Raw genomic sequence first — 18,443 nt, forward strand, 5'->3', positions numbered from 1 at the left:
AGAAAAGAAGGGCCGCTCGGGGAGTTCCCGAGCGGCCCTTCGTGTGCGCGGATGATCAGTCGAACAGGATGACGCCGCGGATGTTCTTGCCGTCCTTCAGGTCCCGGTATCCCTGGTTGATCTCGTCGAGCCGGTAGGTGCGCGTGATCATGTCGTCGAGGTTGAGCTGCCCGGCCTTGTACATGTTCAGCAGCCGATTGACGTCCCACGTGCCGTTCGTCGAGCCGAAGACGCAGCCCTGCAGGCGCTTCTGGGAGAGGGTGAGGTCGGCGACCGGGATCGGAAGACCGATCCGGGAGTGCTCGCCGACGGCGGTGACGACGACGGTGCCCGCCTTGCGGACCGAGGCGAGTGCCTGGGCCACGTGCTCGGGTTCGAGCACGCCGACGGTGATGACGAGGGCGTCCGCGCCCTGACCGTCGGTGTACCGCTTGGCGAGTTCGGCGCCCTCCTCGATGGTCGCGACCGCGTCGGTGGCGCCGAACGTCTTGGCGCTGTCCCGCTTGAAGGCGACGGGATCGACGGCGATGACGTGCGAGGCGCCGGCGTGCCGGGCGCCCTGCAGCGCGGCGGAGCCGAGCCCGCCGATGCCCATGACGATGACGGTGTGCCCCGGCGCGACGTTGCCGAGATTGACTGCCGATCCCCAGCCGGTGCTCACACCGCAGCCGACGAGGCAGGCCTTGTCGAGCGGAATGTCCTTGTCGATCTTGACGACCGAGTTGATGGAGACCGTCGTCGTCTCGAGGAACGTGGAGATGCCGCACATCTGCCCCACCGGGGTTCCGTCGGTCGTGCGCACCCGGAACGTCCCGTCCGTCCAGCGCGGGCCTGCGAGGATGCCGGCGGCGAGATTGCACAGGCTCTGCAGGTTGGACGAGCACCAGCGGCAATGGCCACAGGACGGGATCGCGGAGAACACGACGTGGTCGCCGACCTCGATGCCCTTGTAGTTGGGGGACGCCTTCGTCACGATGCCCGCGCCCTCGTGGCCGAGCGCGAACGGGTACATGCCGACCGGGATGTCCCCGGTGACGTGGTGGTCGTCGGAGTGGCACATGCCGCTCGCGACGAGCTTGACCTGGACCTCGTCGTCGCGGGGATCTTCCAGTTCGAGGTCGATCACTTCCAGTTCGCCGGGGACCTGCCGGATGACTGCGCCGCGAGTTCTCATGCTTCTCCTTGGGGTTGGTGAATGGGATGTGACTGGTGTCAGTCGGCGAGCCGAGTGACCACGGACTTCGTCTCGAGGTATTCGGCGAGTGCCTCGGCGCCGTTCTCGCGGCCCCAGCCGGACTGCTTGTATCCGCCGACCGGCATTTGCACACCGCCCGCGCGGTGGACGTTGATGCCGATTCGGCTCGCCCGCAACCGATGAGCGATCGACTGGGCGCGGGCGACGTCGCGGGTCCAGACGCTGCCCGCGAGGCCGTATTCGGTGTCGTTCGCGGCGTCGACGGCGTCGTCGAGGTCGGTGAATTTCACGACGCCGAGCACCGGACCGAAGATTTCTTCGCGGATCATCGCCATCGACGGGTCGGCGTCGGCCACCACGGTCGGTTCGTAGAAGTAGCCGGTGTCGCCGATTCGGTTGCCGCCGGAGACAACCCGCGCCCCGGCCGCGACACCGCTCTCGACGTAACCGTGCACCCTGTCGAGATGCCGCTGCGAGATGAGCGGCCCGAGGTCGGCGTCCGGGTCGGTGCCGTAGCCGACCTTCAGGTTGCGGCCGAACTCGGCGACCCCGTCGGCCACCTCGTCGGCGATATCCCGATGGACGAACAGCCGGGAGCCGGAGGTGCAGATCTGTCCGGAGTTCCAGAAGATTCCGGTGGCGACGCCGGGGATCACGGTGTCCAGATCGGCGTCCGGCAGCACGATCATCGCCGACTTGCCGCCGAGTTCGAGCGAGACCTTCTTGAGGTTGCCCGTGGCGGCGTGCACGATCTGCCTGCCGACCTGGGTCGACCCGGTGAAACTCACCTTGTCGACGCCGGGGTGCGCGGCGAGCGGGGCGCCGACCCGCGGCCCGAATCCGGTGACGACGTTGACGACGCCGGGCGGCAATCCTGCGTCGAGGAGCAACCGGCCGACGGCGAGCGCGCTGAGCGACGCCTCCTCGGAGGGCTTGAGCACACATGAGCATCCGGCGGCGAGCGCCGGTGCCAGCTTCTGCGCGGTCGCGACGACGGGTGCGTTCCACGGCACGATCAGCGCGGCCACGCCGACGGCTTCCTTGCGGGTGTATCCCTGGAATCGCATGTCGGCAGGGCCGATCTCGACGCTCTTGCCCTCGATCTTGTCGGCCCAGCCGGCGAAGTACCGGAACTGATTGACCGCCTCGCCGACCATGAGGCGCGCCTGGGAGACGGGCATGCCCGCGTCCATGCTCTCCAGTGCGGCGAGGTCGTCGGCCCGCTTCTCCAGCAGGTCGGCGATGCGCCACAGGATCAGCGACCGTTGCTGGCCCGACAGTCGCAGCCAGCGCCCGTCGTCGAAGGAGCGGCGCGCAGTGGCCACCGCGGCGTCGACGTCGGCCTCGGTGCCCTCGGCCACCCGGGCCACCTGTTCCCCGGTGCCGGGATCGATCGCGGGGAACGACGCGCCCTCGGCCGCGGGCACCCAGGAACCGTCGATCAGGAGTCGTTCCGGCTCGACGAGTTCTTTCAGTGCCTGCGCACCCGTGGTCGATGTCATCTGCTACCTCCGACTGGTTTCCACACTGTTAGTACATAGTACAGAATATATAAAAGGGATTGTGATGCACGGTGCTTTGTATATCATGCGTGACGCGGCTCACACGGTGCCGTGATTTCCCCCTTCCGGGCTCGAGGAGGCACGACGTGGCCAGTTCCGGCACCATCAAGCATTTGTGGGCGCTCGACGCACCCATGCTGAAGGTCGACAAAAGCATCATGATCCTGGGTGCGGGCGGTGAGCTGGTGTCGCTGCCGTCGCCGTCGTTCCTGATCGAGCATGCGGAGCACGGACTGCTCATCTTCGACACCGGCCTCGCCGGCGCAGGCGATCCCGCATCCACCTACGGCCCGCTCGCGGAACTGTTCGCGATCGAATTCCCCGCCGAACGTGCCCTCGACCGCCAGCTGGAGTCGCTCGGATTCGCCACGGCCGACGTCGAGCGGGTGGTGATCTCGCATCTGCACTTCGATCACACCGGCGGCCTGGAGCATTTCGCCGGGGCGCAGGGATACATCGGATCCGGAGAGCTGCGGTACGCGCGCACGCCCGACAACCACGTCTCGGGCTTCTTCCGGCAGGAAGACCTCGATGCGGCCGATCGGATCGACTGGTGCGAAGTGCCTGCTGGATACGACCACGACGTGTTCGGGGACGGCAGCGTCGTCGTGCTGTCGATGCCCGGGCACACGCCGGGTTCGCTCGGGCTGAAACTCCGCCTGCCGGACGACAGCACGCTGGTCCTGTCCGGCGACGTCGCGCACATCCAGGACAACATCAGCTGTTGCGTCGGCATGCCTGCCGACTCCGACACCGTCGGCGCGATCGAATCGCTGAAGAAGCTCAAACTGCTTCGCAGCCAACCCAACACGACCGTGGTGGTCAACCACGACATCGACGACTGGAACCGCCTCCGCGCCAACGGGCGGCAGGTCGTCTAGCCTAGGTTCTCGCTGTTAGTTGCGCGGCCGGTGGGTTGTGATTGTCGAGGCGAGGAGTACGCCGCCGAGGTAGGTGATGGCGTCCTTGTCGTAGCGGTTTGCGACACCGTGCCAGTGCTCGAGTCGGTTGAAGCCACGCTCGACGGTGGTTCGGTGTGGGTAGAGCAGGTCCCAGTTCGCGGCGAGAACCGTGGCGTAGTCGGTGAGGTGTTCGGGGGTGGCCACTCGCTGGATTTCCGGACGGCATGCGGTGGCAGGGGGTCGTCCAGTTCGGCAACATCGCGGACTCGTGTCGGACGCTGGGAGGCCTGTGGCCGTCGGATGGGTGGTGAGGTCCACTGGTGTGGATGCTGGCTCCACCCATCAGAAGACACGACGGCCGGTGCGGGACAGTGTCTCAATGGTTTCGGTGATACGTGCCGTAGTGTCGGCGGCGGTGAAGCGGACCATGGCAACGATGTTGAATGTGTCGTCGTCGAGGCCGCTGTCGGCGATCATGAGGTCACCAGTATCTGTGACGGTCGTATCGGTCTTTCTCTGGTGCAGGTGACCGGCGTGTTCCGCCAGGTTCCGTTCCATCCTGTCCAGCACGTCGGTGTCATTGAGGAACCGATCATTCAAGTTGATTGATCCCAGCATGACTGGGCGAAGATCGCGTGCGACTTTGGGTCGCCCGATCACACTATCGCGCTGGGACCGGCACATTCGGTATGTGCCCTAGCGTCGTGGGCCAGTCAGCTCAGCAGCTTCTTTTGCTGGTGGTCGCTTATGGTGGGGGCGCCGTGCCGTTGGCGGAGACATGCGCGATCGCCGGGAGGTGGCGTGGCTGCGTGATCACCTGCAGGCCATCCAGAATCATCGCCAAGCGCCGACAACTGGTCGGATGAGAACAACTGGTCGGCAAGTTCGATCGGTTCATGGAGGAGCACGGGCTGCGTCTGCGCAGGCGGGAGTTCAAGGTGGATGCCCTGGTGACGATCACACGAAGGTGCCGGTGTCGCCCCGGTCCGAGGAGTTGCTGAGGACGAGGTGGACGGCGAGATGCTAGCGTGGGAGAGCACCGGGTGCGCGATCGGGTGCCGCTGGTTCGACGTCGTGCGGCTGACCCGCGATCTGGCGGATTCCAGTGATCGTCACAACACCTGACACTAATCGGAGGGTCGCGACGTACGACTCGACAGAGCGCGACGGAGGACACCCCGGCGCTGCTTTGACGGAGTAGGAGTAGCGGGAACAGTTCGCTCTGCTGAACCGTCTGGGGGTGAGTAACTCCGGGCGTGCCGACGCGTCGGGATCAACCGCCGAACCGGGACACGACGGCGGTTCGGGCGCACAATCACCACCGTTGCCGGCGAGACGGTGCACGTGCGAATGTGGGTGCCCGCGTCAAGGTGCATAGCGACGCAACCTCGGAGTTCGTCATCGTGAGCATCGACGGCGAGGACGCGGTGATTGAGTCGGTGCGCGACGACGTACCCGGTTGTGCATCGCCGGTCGGTCTGTAACTACAAGGATCGCAGGGTGGCTTCATCGAGGGGGTGTGATGATTCGCGGCAACTGTCTGAGCATCTTGATCCCGATCCGATCCGTATGGTTTGTTGATGTACCCCAAGAACTGCGCTTTTCTTGGTTCTGTTGCCTAGGGCAATGCGTCGGTTGCCAGACCAACATGGGCTCATGACTTCAACCGTCCATCTCGCTGGTGACACCACTCCCCTTGCTGCAGCTCGATCCCAACTCTCGGATGCGTGCCAAGTTCTGGGCTTGGGAGGCGGTGCATACGACATGCTCGCCGTGCCGAGGCGGGAGATGACCGTCTCCATCCCGTTGCGGCGTGACGACGGCAGTGTCGAAGTCCTCACGGGACACCGAGTCCAGCACAATCTTTCGCGCGGGCCGGCCAAAGGAGGTCTCCGATACAGTCCCCATGTCAACCTCGACGAGGTACGGGCACTCGCGATGTGGATGACGTGGAAGTGCGCTCTCGTCGATGTGCCGTACGGCGGGGCGAAGGGCGGCATCGCATTCGATCCAAAGAATTACTCGCAGGCCGAGCTCGAGCGTGTGACCCGTCGCTACACCAGCGAGATTGGAACCTTCATCGGACCCGAACGCGATATTCCCGCACCCGACATCGGCACGGACGAGCAGACGATGGCGTGGATGATGGACACATACTCGGTCGGCTATGGTCACACCGTGCTCGGTTCGACCACCGGTAAGCCATTGAGTCTGGGCGGTTCACTCGGACGCAGCTGGTCCACATCGCGCGGAGTAGTCCACATCGCCCTCGCCGCGCTGCGGCATTTGGGTATTGATCGCACCACAGCGACGGCTGCGGTCCAGGGCTTCGGCAAGGTCGGTCGAAGTGCCGCCCGTTTTCTCGCCGAAGCAGGGCTGCGGGTGGTCGCTGTGAGCGATCAGTTCGGAGCCACTATCTGTCGGGAGGGACTCGCGCTCGAATTGTTGGAGAAGCACGTCGATGCAACGGGCTCCGTCGTCGGGTTCGCGGGAGGTGACGAACTCGACCCGGGCGGACTGGTGCTCCTGGATGTCGATCTGCTCGTTCCCGCAGCGATCGAGGGCGTCATCCACGTCGACAACGCCTCGCTGGTCCAGGCCGCCGTAATCGTCGAGGGCGCAAACGGCCCGACCACTCCGGAAGCGGACCGGGTCCTCGAGGCACACGGCGTGCTGGTCGTTCCGGATATTCTGGCCAACGCAGGAGGGGTGATCGTGTCCTACTTCGAGTGGGTTCAGGCGAACCAGGCGTATTGGTGGACCGAGAAGGAGGTAGAAGCGCGCCTTGCGGAACGGATGGAGTGCGCGTGGGACTTTGTGCGGCGATACGCCGACGCACGTTCTCTTTCGCTGCGATCAGCCGCGACCTGTCTTGCCGTGGAGCGGGTGGCGGAAGCCCACCGCCTTCGGGGGCTCTACCCATGACCAGGATTGTCGGACTTCAGCTAGTGGACCGTCACAGCTGGGGAGATTGCCTCTTCGGATGGCTGGGGTGGGACAATTCCGGGACGGCAACGATGCGGTCAATGCTGTACTGCACTCGGTTTCACCGCGCCGCCGACGGATGCACGCGACTGCGTAGTGGACGCTACTGCCGGCGCTACGACCAGGCCTGGCTTGCGTAGGGTGGCCGGAAGAGGCGACCGTCGGACGGTGAATCAGGAGCTGACGGTGGTAGTGTACTCCCATGAATCGCGGGAGATTCGAAGGTGCGTGCGTCCCGCTGGCTGTCTCGAGGTGGGCTTTGTTATGACGTTGCTTCATGGGTCTGTTCCTGATGGGCCAGTTGGCCAACGCGAGCTTGCGAAACTGGATCGAAAGCAGCGAATTGCCGATGCTGCGGCTCGACTGCTCCTTGAGTTCTCATTCGACGAGATTACGACAAAGGCAGTGGCTGCTGCGGCGAATATTGGCGAGGCGACCCTTTTTCGGTATATCAACAGTAAAGAGGAGTTGCTGACAATTGTCTACGGGGATCAGCTTGACTCGGTACTTAATCGTATCGAGCAGGATGATGCTGTAGTCGCCACCCGCGGGCCTGCTGGGGGGGCATCCTCAGCGGCGTTCTATTTCTCTCGTATTCTGCACTCGTACCAGCTGCGTTGCGATTTTTACCTGCTGAACCCGGTCAACGCAGCGCTATATCTACGTGAGGGTTTCAATCCCGGATCTAGTGAGAGCGCTCGCCACCTTGCTCAAGGTGACCGGACTATTCGGTTGACCACGCACGTCCTCCGCGAGGGGCAGTCGAATGGGGCGATAATTGAATCGGTGGATCCCGGTATTGTGGCCCAGAATTGTCACGGAACCTACATTCACGAAATTGACCGCACACCAGTCCGAAACTTTGATCCCGCGTCTATCTGGGAACGGTTGGAACCACGGTTGTGCGCCCAGCTTGTGCCGCTGGCGATTCGAACGTGACAGCGCCTTAAGCGTTGAACGCGATCACCGGTCGCGAACCCGAATTAGTTGAGGGTGCACTCCCAAGCAGGTCTTTGTGCTAACAGGCGCGGCGCTACCTCGGGAGAGTGTTGGCGTGCGCGATGGCTGTCGAGCGTGAAGCGCGCATCTATCAAGCACGGTCACCTGTGGGCGGTCAGGCCCGCGCATGGACATGAATCTGGTGCTTGGCGCATTTGCCCTACGCCGCAGTTCTCTCGTGATGTCCGTGGTGGGATCTGATCATTTACAGTGACAAAGAGTTTCAAGTTGAACTTGGTCACGAATTGAGCTCAGGAGGACCCCAGCGCAGGCCTTCGGATGTAAGGCCTGCGCTGGGGAACGGGGAATGGGGCGCACGACGTCGATCAGGTTCGTCCAATTGGTGGCAAGACAAGGGATGAATGCCTGTCCATGGTCTGCCTCGAGCTCTCCATCCAGGGCGTGTACCTGGCGTGCGGTTGTCGAGGTGCCAGCGGTCGGTCACCGTACGCCAACCTCGTAGAACGACTAGGGGCGTGCCGCATCCACCACTGAGTCCGAAACCTGATACGAGGCGAGATCGAAGGTTCCATTCTCGCGACGGAACTGGCTCATGAAGTCCGGCCACAGTGTGGTGAGCCGGCCGCTGCGGGGATGCAGATACCAACTCGAGCAGCCACCGGCCACCCACACCGAGCCCTCGCTGCGTTCATAGATCGACTGGACGTAGGCTTCCTGGGTAGCAGGATCGGGTTCGATGACGAGATCATCACGCAGGATGGCCTCGATCCCGCCTCGGATGTAGTCGATCTGGGTCTCGACCATGTAGATGATCGAGCCTGCTCCCAGGCCTGTGTTCGGTCCCAGCATCACGAACAGGTTGGGGAAACCGTTGACCGTCGCACACGCGAAGGCTTTGCCACCTTCCTGCCATTGCTCCGAGAGGACCTCGGCGTTGCGTCCCCGAATGACCTTCGCAATCGGTAGATCTGCCGCCTCGAAACCAGTGGCAACGACGAGGACATCGAGATCCACGTGCTCGCCGTTGGCCAGCACGACACCCGTGGTGTCGATGCTCGCAATTCCCGCCGTTGCCAGCGTCACGTTGTCCTGAGAGATTGCGGGATAATAGTCGTTTGAGATCAGGATACGTTTGCAGCCGACCTCGAAGTGAGGGGTGAGTTTCTCGCGGAGGTCGGGATCACAGACTTGAGCGTGCATGTGTCCTAAGGCTGTTTGCCGGATCTGGTCGATGAAGGTCGGAACCCGACGGCGCTGCGGAAGGCGGGACTCGTTCTCCCAGAACAGGTGGTCGCGAAGACGTTGAGCGACTTTCGGGAGTCTGCTGACCATTCCCTTCTCTGCGGCGGAGTACACATGGTCCCGGCGCGGAACAATGTACGGCGCGGAGCGTTGAAAGACGGTCAGGTGGCCGGCCACCTTCTGAATCTCCGGCACGATCTGGATCGCCGAGGCGCCGGTGCCGATAACGCCGATCCGCTTGCCTGTGAGATCGGCATCGTGATTCCACCGAGCGGAGTGAAAGATCTCGCCTGCGAAACCCCCGATGCCGTCAATGTCGGGGTAAGCCGGATCCGACAGATGACCTGCGGCCGAGACGAGAACCGGGGCCGTGAAGATACCGGTAGGGGTCGTCACCGTCCACATCGCGTCGGCGTCGTCCCAGACTGCATCAGTGACCGTCGAGTTGAAGTGGATATGAGGGTAGATACCTTCTTCTCGTGCGGTGTCTTGGAGATATCTCCGGATCTCGGGTTGGGTCGCATACACGCGCGACCAGTGAGCGTTGGGGCGGAACGAGTAGGAGTAGAGGTGCGACTGGATATCGCACGCGGCTCCTGGGTAGGTGTTGTCACGCCAGGTCCCACCGACGTCGCCGGCCCGCTCCAGCATGACGAAGTCGGTTTCTCCAGACCGTCGAAGCTGTACTGCCAGACCAAGTCCCGAGAATCCTGTGCCGATGATGATGACCTTTGCTCTCTCGATTCCGACGCCGTCGTCGCTGGAGGAGTGTGGTGTGATGGTCATGGGCCGTGCCTTTCTATGCGTGGTCATTCTCGAGTACTCCGCCGGCAGCGACTGCATGCGGCTCGCGCACGAAATCGTCGATCAGTATGAAGACTTCCGACGGGCGCTCGGTCAGTACCCCGTGTCCGGAGTCCACTTCGACCAGCCGTGCGTCAGAAATCGCCCCGAACAGGAGGTAGGAGTGCCGGATCGGTGCTACTTGGTCCTGTGTGCAGCCGATGATGAGTGTGGGAGCAGTGATACTTTCAGCCGCGTCGGAGATGTCGACAGACCGGTTGAACCGCATTTTCGCGGCACGGTCCGGACCACCCGTGAGCACCTTCTGCCGCTCGTTCTCCAGCTCATGGGGAAGACGAGAGTTGACGAATTGCTGACTGTACTGGGTAAACACGGTGAAGTCGGCGAGCGCACGATGTCCACTGTCGTGCAAAGCGAACCACACATCGTTTCGCAGGCGTTGCTGTGTATCGGTCACCAGCCAGCCGGCGATCAAGACGAGGTTGTGCACAGCAGTCGGGTTCTCCGCCGCAGTTTTTGCGGCGATGACAGCGCCAAATGAGTAGCCGACGAGCTCGACCGGCGTCTCGGGTGAGACGGTCCGGATGACGGCGGATACCTGGCTGACGTAATGCTCCGCCATCTCGTCGGGGCCTAGTTCCTGAGTCGGATCGACAAACTCGAAAGCAACTACGCGATGTCGCATGGCAAGCATGGGGAAGAGTGCCCAGAAGTTCCCCTCGGCACTGCCGCCCGTCCCATGGCAGAGCACGACGGTGCGCTCCGATTGGCTGATGTGCTTGTGCCCCGAGTCGTAGAACTTCACTTCCTGATCTCCGACCGTTACACCACCGACTGTGACACCTGGAAAGAACGCCATCGTTTCCTCACTTCCGAACTTCCGACCGATTTAGTGAGAGCGTACTCCACTTTAGTTCGGTTAATCAAGGGTGTGAGATATGAACACGATGTCTACCTGCATGATTGACCCATCTATTGGATGAAGTGGTGTCTCATAAGTGTGCGAGGGTGACGGCGGTGGCAATCGGAACTACACCTCGTGCGGACCTCGGCGCGCGTGCGGGCAGGAGGAGTAGCCATCGCTGTGGCTGCTACTCGGGATCGTCCTGAATCTGGCGTGTTAAGCGCAGTGCCGCAGCGTATTTAGCGCGGCCTCATGCGCGAGCGTGCGCCCGAACTTCTAAATCCAGGATTCGGCGCGGGAGACGCTATCCGGCAGTGGGCGTCAGATGCGCGACGCAACGGGTGCGGCAGCGACAAGTAGCACGTGCCCGCGGTCCGGGCGAGGTCTTTCAGGATGGCGGTCGCGCGCACACACGCACCGCAGGAACTGAACATCTCTGTGGTCGGCGAACTTGCGTGGACTCGCCACGACTCATGGTTGGTTCGGCATTGTCGAACCCTGTGCGGTCGGCAGAGATAATCGGTCACTACGTAATCGCCACTCCGACCGCAGTGTCCGGACCTCGACCGCTTGGTGGGTTGGCTGCAGACACAAGTCCATGAGCGATACATAATGGTAGCCACAAGCGAAGCGGAGTCCCGGCAACGACCAGCTGGCGCCCTCTCTTCTTCGACTCCATGGGGGAGCAAACGCCATGACAATCACTGTCCGTCAGCTCGTCGAGCTCGGTCATCTCGGGCTCTCGGTCTGCGCGGGGGAGCGAGGTCTGGGGCGGGCGGTGACCTGGGCGCACGTCTCACAACTCGAACAGCCCGCTCAATGGCTCGAAGGCGGTGAGCTCCTCATCACCACGTCAGGGGTCGGTTGGCCGACGGAATCGGAGAGCCAGCGCGACTACGTCGAGAAGTTGATCGACCGCGGGGCTGCAGGGCTTGCAGTGGGCCGTCGGCAGCTCACCAACCGCGAGGCCGCAGGCGGTGCAGGTGGCCGCGACGTTCCAGCCGCGATCGACCCTACCGTTCTCGGACTCGCCGACACGGCAGGGTTTCCGCTGCTCGAGATTCCATACGACATCCCATTCAGCGCAATTACTAAAGTGGTCGCGGCGTCCAATGTCGGGGCATTACGCGACGGACTCGTCGACCACCTCCGCATCCTGGAGACAATGCGCAGTACGACCGAGCGAGGTCTGTCGGTGGGCGAGGTCTTCGATCGGCTCGAGAATGCGGCGCGATGCGACTTGTACTTGTGTGACCCAGATGGAGAACGACTGCTGCCGAGCATTCCTCCGCCACCGGCGAGTCTGCGCGAGCATCTGCCCTTGAAGGTTGGTACCTCGCCGGTTTTCGACGGCGGCTACGCCGTACCAATCGTGCTGGCCGGAGAAGTGACTGGCTATCTGTTGGCGCGGGAGAAACGCCCGGGCTCAGCCCGGCTCGCGAGCGTTCAGCACGCATCGACAATCGTCGCGGTCGAACTGAGCAACGCCTTCCGGGGATGGGAGGTCGAGAGACGCGAGGGTGCGGAGACACTCTTCATGCTCCTGACCGGCGAGGTGTACGCGGGAGCCCAGGCGCGTCGGCTCACAAAGGGGGGATTCGACATCGATCGCCGGCTTGTGCTGCTGGCCGTCGATCAGGCAGAAAGTCTCGACGCCGCCCTTAACTACCGGCTCCGCAGCCGCGGCATCACGCACCAAATGCTCCGACGTCAACACCTTTTCGTACTGTGCGCGGATGAGGAGGCCACGCTCGAGCTCATCGGTTCGGCGCCCGGCGTCGGGCATGTAGGTGTAAGTACGCCGCTGTCCGTCGACGGCCCGCTGATGGTCGCCGAGCGCCAGGCGCAGTGGGGCCTGGGGCTGGCACGTCGATGGCGCGAGCGCATCGTTCGCTACTCGGAGCGAGAGCGTCTCTCGGGCTGGCTTCCGCTCGAGGAATCGCAACTGGAACGTATCGTTGCGGAGATCCTAGGCCCGATCATCGAGTACGACCGCGCCCATGACTCTGATCTGATCCTGTCGCTGCGCACACTCCTCGGGCAGGATCGCCGTCACGACAGGACTGCGGCGGCACTGCACATTCATACACACACGCTTGCCTACCGACTGCGCAACATCGAGCGCATCACGAACCGCAAGCTCACCCGAGTCGACGACATCGTCGACTTGTCGCTCGCGTTACGCGCCGAGGACTTGCTCCAAGGCTTCCGGGACGACCATGGTCGCTCGACCCGGCGCGTTTTCGACCCGTAGACGTATGGCTCCGACGACAGATTTGTCAGGGGTCTTTGGCTCGGCGGCCAATACTCAGGGACGTTGTCCACTGCCAGCATTGGGCGCATGACAGTAGTGGACGATTACTTGTTATCAGAGAAGGTACTTCCGGGAGGTGCCGGCCGGACCGGTCTGTTCGTCGGCGGGCGTGTCCCACCGGCAGCCGTTCGTGGCGTCGGGTGCCGACTTCTCGACGAGACCGGTCGGTGGATCATCGATGCGCACAACAACTTTACCGTGCTGATTCACGGCCATGGATATGCTCCAGCCGTCAATGCAGTCGTCTCCCTGGCCGAGTCGGGTTCCTTTTGCTTCGGGGTGCCGCACAACACCGAGTACCAGTTGGCTGCGACAATCGCCGATCGAATCGAGAGTGTCGAACAGGTCCGCTTCACCAATTCCGGTACGGAGGCGGTGCAGACCGCAATGCGTCTGGCACGAGCCAGCACCGGCAGGTCGACGATGATCGGCGTGGGCGGTGCGTATCACGGTTCGGGGGATGCAGCTTTGGCAATCTCCGGGGGGTACCAGAAGGCCGGAATCCCGGCGGAGGTCAGCGCCTTGAGTCGGCCGGTGCCCTTCAATGATGTAGACGCGCTCGAGGCCGCCGCAGCGGAGGCCGGTGACGACCTGGCCATGATCATTGTCGACTTGATGGCCAACTACACCGGGCTGCGCCAGTTGTCCGACGAGTTCCTGCTGGCCGCGCGGCGGTTGTGCGACACCACCGGCGCGATGTTGGCGTTCGACGAGGTCGTCTCGTTACGCCACCATGTCGGTGGTCTGCAGGCGGCGGTGTCGGTGCGGCCCGACCTGACAACCATGGGCAAAATCATCGGCGGCGGCCTGCCAGTCGGCGCAATCGGGGGCAACACTCGGGCGATGGCATTGCTGGACCCGACGCGGCCGGGCGCGATCTATTCGTCCGGGACGTTTACCGGGAACCCGTTGACAATGGCAGCTGGTCTGGCCACCCTCGAAGGGCTGGATTCCGCCGCGATCGAGCGGATCAATTCCCTGGGCGCTCGGCTGCGGGAGTCGTTGGGTGCCCGGTTACCGGAGGGATGGGGCGTTCGTGGGTATGGTTCACTCGCGCGCGTCCTTCGTGCTGATGGTTCAGCAGCGCCAAGTGCGTTCTTTTGGAAGGCGCTCGATCATGGGCTGCTGGTGACTCCTGCGGCGCTGGTGGTGATTTCAACCGCAATGGACGACGGAGTGATCGACGAGATCATCGAGAAGCTGGTCGCGGCGGCTCGGGAGGTCACCGACGCGGAAAACGCCATTAGTTGAGTTCATATCCAGCGGCAAGGCCCTCGATACCCCCGTCAGAGGTATCGGGGGCCTTGCCGTCTACCCGCACTGGTTTGAGGAGTCGCTGGCAGCGGATCTACGGGTGGAGCATCGGTCCGGGTTGCGCGAGAATATGGCATCTGCGGAGGGCCGCATCGGCCGCCCGGAGCGGGGTTTACCCTGCATGGCCCACGCCACGGCAGCTGTACCTCATGCCTGACCTGAGCCGTATCACCAAGCCTCGAATGGTTCGCTGGGCTGGAATCGAGACTATTCTCGGCACTCCAGGCTGTGGGCGGTGACTCCGATCGCGCCTACAGCCTGGTATGGAGCAGTGCCTCGCGTCAGTCACGACCCTGACAAGATCGCCTTGCCGAGATGGCTGCTGGGCGGTACGACGAAGGCGTCCTTCTCGTCGAAGGTCAGTTCCACGGTCGACCCAATCGCCGGCACGTTGATCATTCCCGCCGGAAGGGCCACAGTCCAGGTCGCTCCGGCCTCGAGGTCAACGACGAGCTTGCTTGTCGCACCGAGATACACGACGTCGCGGACGTAACCTCGCAGCACGTTGCCGGAATACGAATCCGACTCGCGCACAATCCGGGTCCGCTCCGGTCGAATCACGAGAGTCGCCGCGGACCCGTCCGCCACCGCCGAGCGTCGTCCGCGGAGGGCAAGGGATCCGTAAGACACCGCCGTGGTGGCATCGTCATGGCGGGCTACACCGTCGAGCATGTTCGATTGTCCGAGGAAGCTGGCGACAAACCGTGACGAGGGACGCTCATAGAGGTCGGTCACGCTTCCCATTTGCTCGATCCGGCCCTCGTTGAACAGGGCGATGCGATCGGACATGACCAATGCCTCCTCCTGGTCGTGGGTGACACAGACCATGGTGATGCCGAGGTCGCGGTGCAACTCTTTGAAGCTGAGTTGCAGTGCCTCGCGGAGTTTCTTGTCCAGGGCACCCAGGGGTTCGTCCATGAGAAGCAACCGCGGTTTGAAGACGGTGGCTCGGGCTACGGCTACGCGCTGCTGCTGACCGCCGGACAGTTCACGGGGCAGGCGGTTGGCGTACTTGGTGAGTTGCACTTTCTCCAGCGACTCCGACACCGCCCGGGCGATTTCGCTCTTCGCGACTTTCCGTTGGCGAAGCGGGTACGCGATGTTGTCTGCGACGGACATATGTGGAAACAACGCATAGTGCTGGAAGACCATGCCGATGTTGCGACGGTGGGGTGGAAGTGCGCTGATCTGGGTGCCGTCCATGCGAACCTCACCCTCGGTCAGATCGACGAACCCCGCGATCATGTTCAGGGTTGTCGTCTTGCCGGATCCGCTCGGGCCGAGAAGGGTAAGGAACTCGCCTGGTTTGATGTGTAGATCAAGCGAATCCACAGCCGGCGGTGCGTCGCCGTAGCGCTTCGTGACGCCTATGACATCTACACTCGCGCCTGAAGTTGATGGGTCCATCGGTATTCCTCGTGTTTCTCCCCGACTATTGCAACAAAGTGTTGGCGGGGGCGTTGGTCGAGCCAGACGCGCGTAGCGCTGAGTCGATTGTGATCTGCGTGGGTGGACGGTGTGCGTCACCTCTTTCCAACTCGAGTCGACCTGACGGTCTGACCTCAAGACTGGTCTGCCTTTTGTACTACTGCAACAGCCTCGCTCAGTGCCGCGGCCGCGTTATCGATGAGCTCCTCTGTCATGGGAGTGGAGATTGCCGCGACGCCGTGTTTGGCCACAAGGATTCCGCGTTCGTATGCAGCCCACCACAATCGCCGCTGGGATTCCGCGACAGCGGCCGAGTCCGCCAGGCCAAGAGGGTATAGCCGCGACAGAGATCCCTGCCCTCGTGGTTCCCACCCGTAGGTGGCGAATGCGGTGGCAAGTCCGGCGCGGAACCGGTCGCCGAGCCGGGCCAGTCGCGCGATTTCGCGCTCGTCGAGCAGGTCGAGCACAACACTTCCCGCCGCCATGGTCGGCGGGTTCGCCGAGCAGGTGCCACCCCCTTCAAGGCCCGTGGAGCTGAAGACGTCGAGTTCCCGCATCCACCGGGCCTTCCCGACGACGGCGCCGGCGGCAAGCCCGCCGCCAATCGTTTTTCCCAGTGCGACCATGTCTGCCGGCACCGAGCGGGCGGTCGTCAGGCCACCGGTGTGCAAGCGGAAACTCACGACCTCATCGACAATGAGTGCTGCACCGAACTCGTGTGCGAGGCTTGCCGCAGCTTCGATGAATTCGTCGGAGGGTGGGATCATGCCGACCCGGTTGGGCAGTAGGTCCAGGACAATGGCTGCGATGCCACCGTCGCTCTGACGAACTGTTCGCTGGAGTGCATCGACATCGTCGAACGGAACGACCAGCGTGTCGGCGAGCGTGGACTTCGGCACCCCTCTCGCCGCGTGCGGTCCACCGGTCGGGAGGACTGTGTCGTTCCATCCATGATAGGAGCCGCGGACGACGACGATGGGGTCTCGGCCGGTTGCCGCTCGCGCTACTCGAATCGCGAGCATGGTTGCTTCGGTGCCTGAGTTGACGTAGCGGACTTGGTCCATAGCGGGGAACCGCCGTAGCAGGCGCTCACCGTGTCGAATCTCGTAGCGATGCGACATTCCGAACGAGCAACCGTCGGCAGCGGCATCGGAGATCGCCTGAACGACGTCTGGATGTGCATTTCCCAGAATGTTCGCGGTGAAGTTGTTGTTCATGTCGAGGACGCGGCGATCGTCCTCGTCGATAATCCAGCAACCCTCGCCGCGTGCCACCATCGGCGCCCATGGCGCTACCGCCATCATTCCGCGCCCGAAGCCGCCGGGCAGAAGTGGGTGTCCTGTCGGTCCGACGAACTGCTCGGTGAGGGGCACGTGAGTCGCAGGATCAAGACCTTCACTGACTGTCATATTTACTCCAGATCGGATTGCAGAACCGTTACTGCATCGTACGGTGCGTCGAATGTCGATGACAAGGGTGCTCGACGGGTGGGAACCAAATTCCGTATGGCGCGCAATCGAGGGTGCCACGCGGGAGTTTCGGGGACTGGGCGATGCGTCTACCATGGAAAATGCAGGTGTGAAGCGCACGATGGCGACTCCGCCCGAGTTCTCGGACGGGGCCCGTGGGTGGCTTGCGGAAAGGGATCGAGCCCCTCGGGTCTTGACGATGTTGGTTGCAGAACCGATACTGCTATTGGGTTGGTGCGCATCCTGCTCGCTTTGTCCACCCGACTCGCGTGTGAGTTTGATCGCCCACGCCAGCTCTTAGATCGAGGAGAAGGCCCCGTGAATGCACGTTGTTTTAACTTGGCGGCGATAGCCGCATTGCTCGCACTGACAAGTTCTGCTTGTGGTTCGTCGTCAACCACAACGAATTCCGACGCGATGACATTCGCCGGATTCGGCGGGGCGCTGCAGGCCAGCCAGACCGAGGCATGGTTTGAACCGTTCGCTGCTGCCAATGGCATCAAGGTCGACCAGACACAAAATTCTGGAGTGGCGCCACTTCAGACGCAGATCCAGAGCCGGAACGTCCAGTGGGACGTCGTCGAGGACGCGGCCTTCCAAGCCAACTCCGGGTGCGGCACCCTCTACGAAGAAATCCCGGACGTCGACCGCAGTCAGATCGATCCGAAGTTCCTCACCAATGATTGCGGCGTACCGATCGTCGAGTTCTCGTGGGTGCTCGCGTACAACTCCAAGAAATATCCGAATCCGCCTACATCGGTCGGTGACCTGATCAATACGAAGGACTTCCCGGGCAAACGTGGAATCAGCTCGTCGGCAGTCGACGGTCCCCTCGAAGCGGCCTTGCTCGGCGACGGGGTATCTGCGGACAAGTTGTATCCGCTCGACTACGAGAGAGCGATTTCGACGCTCGACACCGTCAAGAACGATCTCGTTCCGAAAGATTCGTACGCCGAACTCCAGGACGGTCTGGTATCCGGCAACCTGGACATGGCGCTGATCCCGAACGGACGGGCCTTCGATGCCAGCAAGGTCAATCCGGACATCAAAGTCGTCTGGAAGGACGCGATCACCTTCTATGACAACGCTCTGGTCGTGAAGGGTGCGCCGAACGCCGAAGCCGCCAAGTCCTTTCTCGCCTACGTCGCCAAGCCGGAAACCCAGGCGGCGCTCTCGCAATTGCTGCCCTATGGCGTGCTCACCTCCGGTGCGCCGCCCCAGGTGCCCAGCGAGATGGAGCCCTTCTATCCGGACAGCCCGAGCCATGGTTCCGAGCTCGTGTATCAGGACTCGACGTGGTGGTCTGAAAACCAGGATGCCGCTACCGCGGCTTGGACGAACTTCATCTCGGGGTGATCTGACGT

Annotated in this window: 14 protein-coding genes; 6 read left to right on the forward strand and 8 right to left on the reverse strand. The window is 62.8% G+C overall.

Annotated elements, in window-relative coordinates:
* Positions 1–55 precede the first annotated feature (55 nt).
* Both ACFU5V_RS07595 and ACFU5V_RS07600 read right to left on the reverse strand, forming a co-directional pair.
* On the reverse strand, positions 56–1,174 hold the full coding sequence (locus tag ACFU5V_RS07595) for an NDMA-dependent alcohol dehydrogenase (protein ID WP_378431996.1): 1,119 nt from the start codon (positions 1,172–1,174) through the stop codon (positions 56–58).
* Between the two features lie 38 nt (positions 1,175–1,212).
* On the reverse strand, positions 1,213–2,697 hold the full coding sequence (locus ACFU5V_RS07600; RefSeq protein ID WP_378698107.1) for an aldehyde dehydrogenase family protein: 1,485 nt from the start codon (positions 2,695–2,697) through the stop codon (positions 1,213–1,215).
* A 146-nt stretch (positions 2,698–2,843) separates the two neighbouring features.
* Between ACFU5V_RS07600 and ACFU5V_RS07605 the strand changes: the two genes are divergently transcribed.
* The gene (locus ACFU5V_RS07605) at positions 2,844–3,638 is read left to right on the forward strand and encodes an N-acyl homoserine lactonase family protein (protein ID WP_378698109.1); all 795 of its coding nucleotides are present in this window, start codon (positions 2,844–2,846) and stop codon (positions 3,636–3,638) included.
* Positions 3,639–3,653: 15 nt separating this feature from the next.
* Here ACFU5V_RS07605 and ACFU5V_RS07610 read toward each other — a convergent pair whose 3' ends face one another.
* Positions 3,654–3,863 (reverse strand): hypothetical protein, encoded by a 210-nt coding sequence (locus ACFU5V_RS07610; RefSeq protein WP_378698441.1) that lies wholly within the window; start codon positions 3,861–3,863, stop codon positions 3,654–3,656.
* A 138-nt stretch (positions 3,864–4,001) separates the two neighbouring features.
* Positions 4,002–4,277 carry a hypothetical protein gene (locus ACFU5V_RS07615; protein WP_378698111.1) on the reverse strand — a complete coding sequence of 92 codons (276 nt, stop codon included), beginning with the start codon at positions 4,275–4,277 and terminating at the stop codon, positions 4,002–4,004.
* Positions 4,278–5,315: 1,038 nt separating this feature from the next.
* Here ACFU5V_RS07615 and ACFU5V_RS07620 point away from each other — a divergent pair.
* Both ACFU5V_RS07620 and ACFU5V_RS07625 read left to right on the forward strand, forming a co-directional pair.
* Complete coding sequence (locus tag ACFU5V_RS07620) at positions 5,316–6,584, forward strand: Glu/Leu/Phe/Val dehydrogenase (RefSeq protein ID WP_378698113.1); 1,269 nt, start codon at positions 5,316–5,318, stop codon at positions 6,582–6,584.
* A 324-nt stretch (positions 6,585–6,908) separates the two neighbouring features.
* Entirely contained in the window at positions 6,909–7,583 is a 675-nt protein-coding gene (locus tag ACFU5V_RS07625; protein WP_378431987.1) for a TetR/AcrR family transcriptional regulator, read from the forward strand.
* Between the two features lie 528 nt (positions 7,584–8,111).
* Here the strand turns inward: ACFU5V_RS07625 and ACFU5V_RS07630 are convergent.
* Together ACFU5V_RS07630 and ACFU5V_RS07635 are read right to left on the reverse strand one after the other, a co-directional pair.
* Entirely contained in the window at positions 8,112–9,632 is a 1,521-nt protein-coding gene (locus ACFU5V_RS07630) for a flavin-containing monooxygenase (RefSeq protein ID WP_378698115.1), read from the reverse strand.
* Positions 9,633–9,645: 13 nt separating this feature from the next.
* Complete coding sequence (locus ACFU5V_RS07635) at positions 9,646–10,509, reverse strand: alpha/beta fold hydrolase (protein ID WP_378698117.1); 864 nt, start codon at positions 10,507–10,509, stop codon at positions 9,646–9,648.
* A 739-nt stretch (positions 10,510–11,248) separates the two neighbouring features.
* On the opposite strand from ACFU5V_RS07635, the gene ACFU5V_RS07640 reads away from it, so the two are divergent.
* Together ACFU5V_RS07640 and ACFU5V_RS07645 are read left to right on the forward strand one after the other, a co-directional pair.
* Positions 11,249–12,808 (forward strand): PucR family transcriptional regulator, encoded by a 1,560-nt coding sequence (locus ACFU5V_RS07640; protein WP_378698119.1) that lies wholly within the window; start codon positions 11,249–11,251, stop codon positions 12,806–12,808.
* A gap of 87 nt (positions 12,809–12,895) precedes the next feature.
* A complete protein-coding gene (locus ACFU5V_RS07645) occupies positions 12,896–14,119 on the forward strand; it encodes an aminotransferase class III-fold pyridoxal phosphate-dependent enzyme (protein ID WP_378698122.1) in 1,224 nt (407 codons plus the stop codon).
* A 348-nt stretch (positions 14,120–14,467) separates the two neighbouring features.
* Here ACFU5V_RS07645 and ACFU5V_RS07650 read toward each other — a convergent pair whose 3' ends face one another.
* Both ACFU5V_RS07650 and ACFU5V_RS07655 read right to left on the reverse strand, forming a co-directional pair.
* Positions 14,468–15,589 carry an ABC transporter ATP-binding protein gene (locus tag ACFU5V_RS07650; RefSeq protein ID WP_378431980.1) on the reverse strand — a complete coding sequence of 374 codons (1,122 nt, stop codon included), beginning with the start codon at positions 15,587–15,589 and terminating at the stop codon, positions 14,468–14,470.
* 155 nt (positions 15,590–15,744) lie between these two features.
* Entirely contained in the window at positions 15,745–16,983 is a 1,239-nt protein-coding gene (locus ACFU5V_RS07655; RefSeq protein ID WP_378431979.1) for an aspartate aminotransferase family protein, read from the reverse strand.
* Positions 16,984–17,397: 414 nt separating this feature from the next.
* On the opposite strand from ACFU5V_RS07655, the gene ACFU5V_RS07660 reads away from it, so the two are divergent.
* Positions 17,398–18,435 (forward strand): extracellular solute-binding protein, encoded by a 1,038-nt coding sequence (locus ACFU5V_RS07660; RefSeq protein WP_378431977.1) that lies wholly within the window; start codon positions 17,398–17,400, stop codon positions 18,433–18,435.
* The last annotated feature ends 8 nt before the right edge of the window (positions 18,436–18,443 follow it).

This window comes from Rhodococcus sp. NPDC057529 (assembly GCF_042802055.1).
Taxonomy (GTDB): Bacteria; Actinomycetota; Actinomycetes; order Mycobacteriales; family Mycobacteriaceae; genus Rhodococcus_F.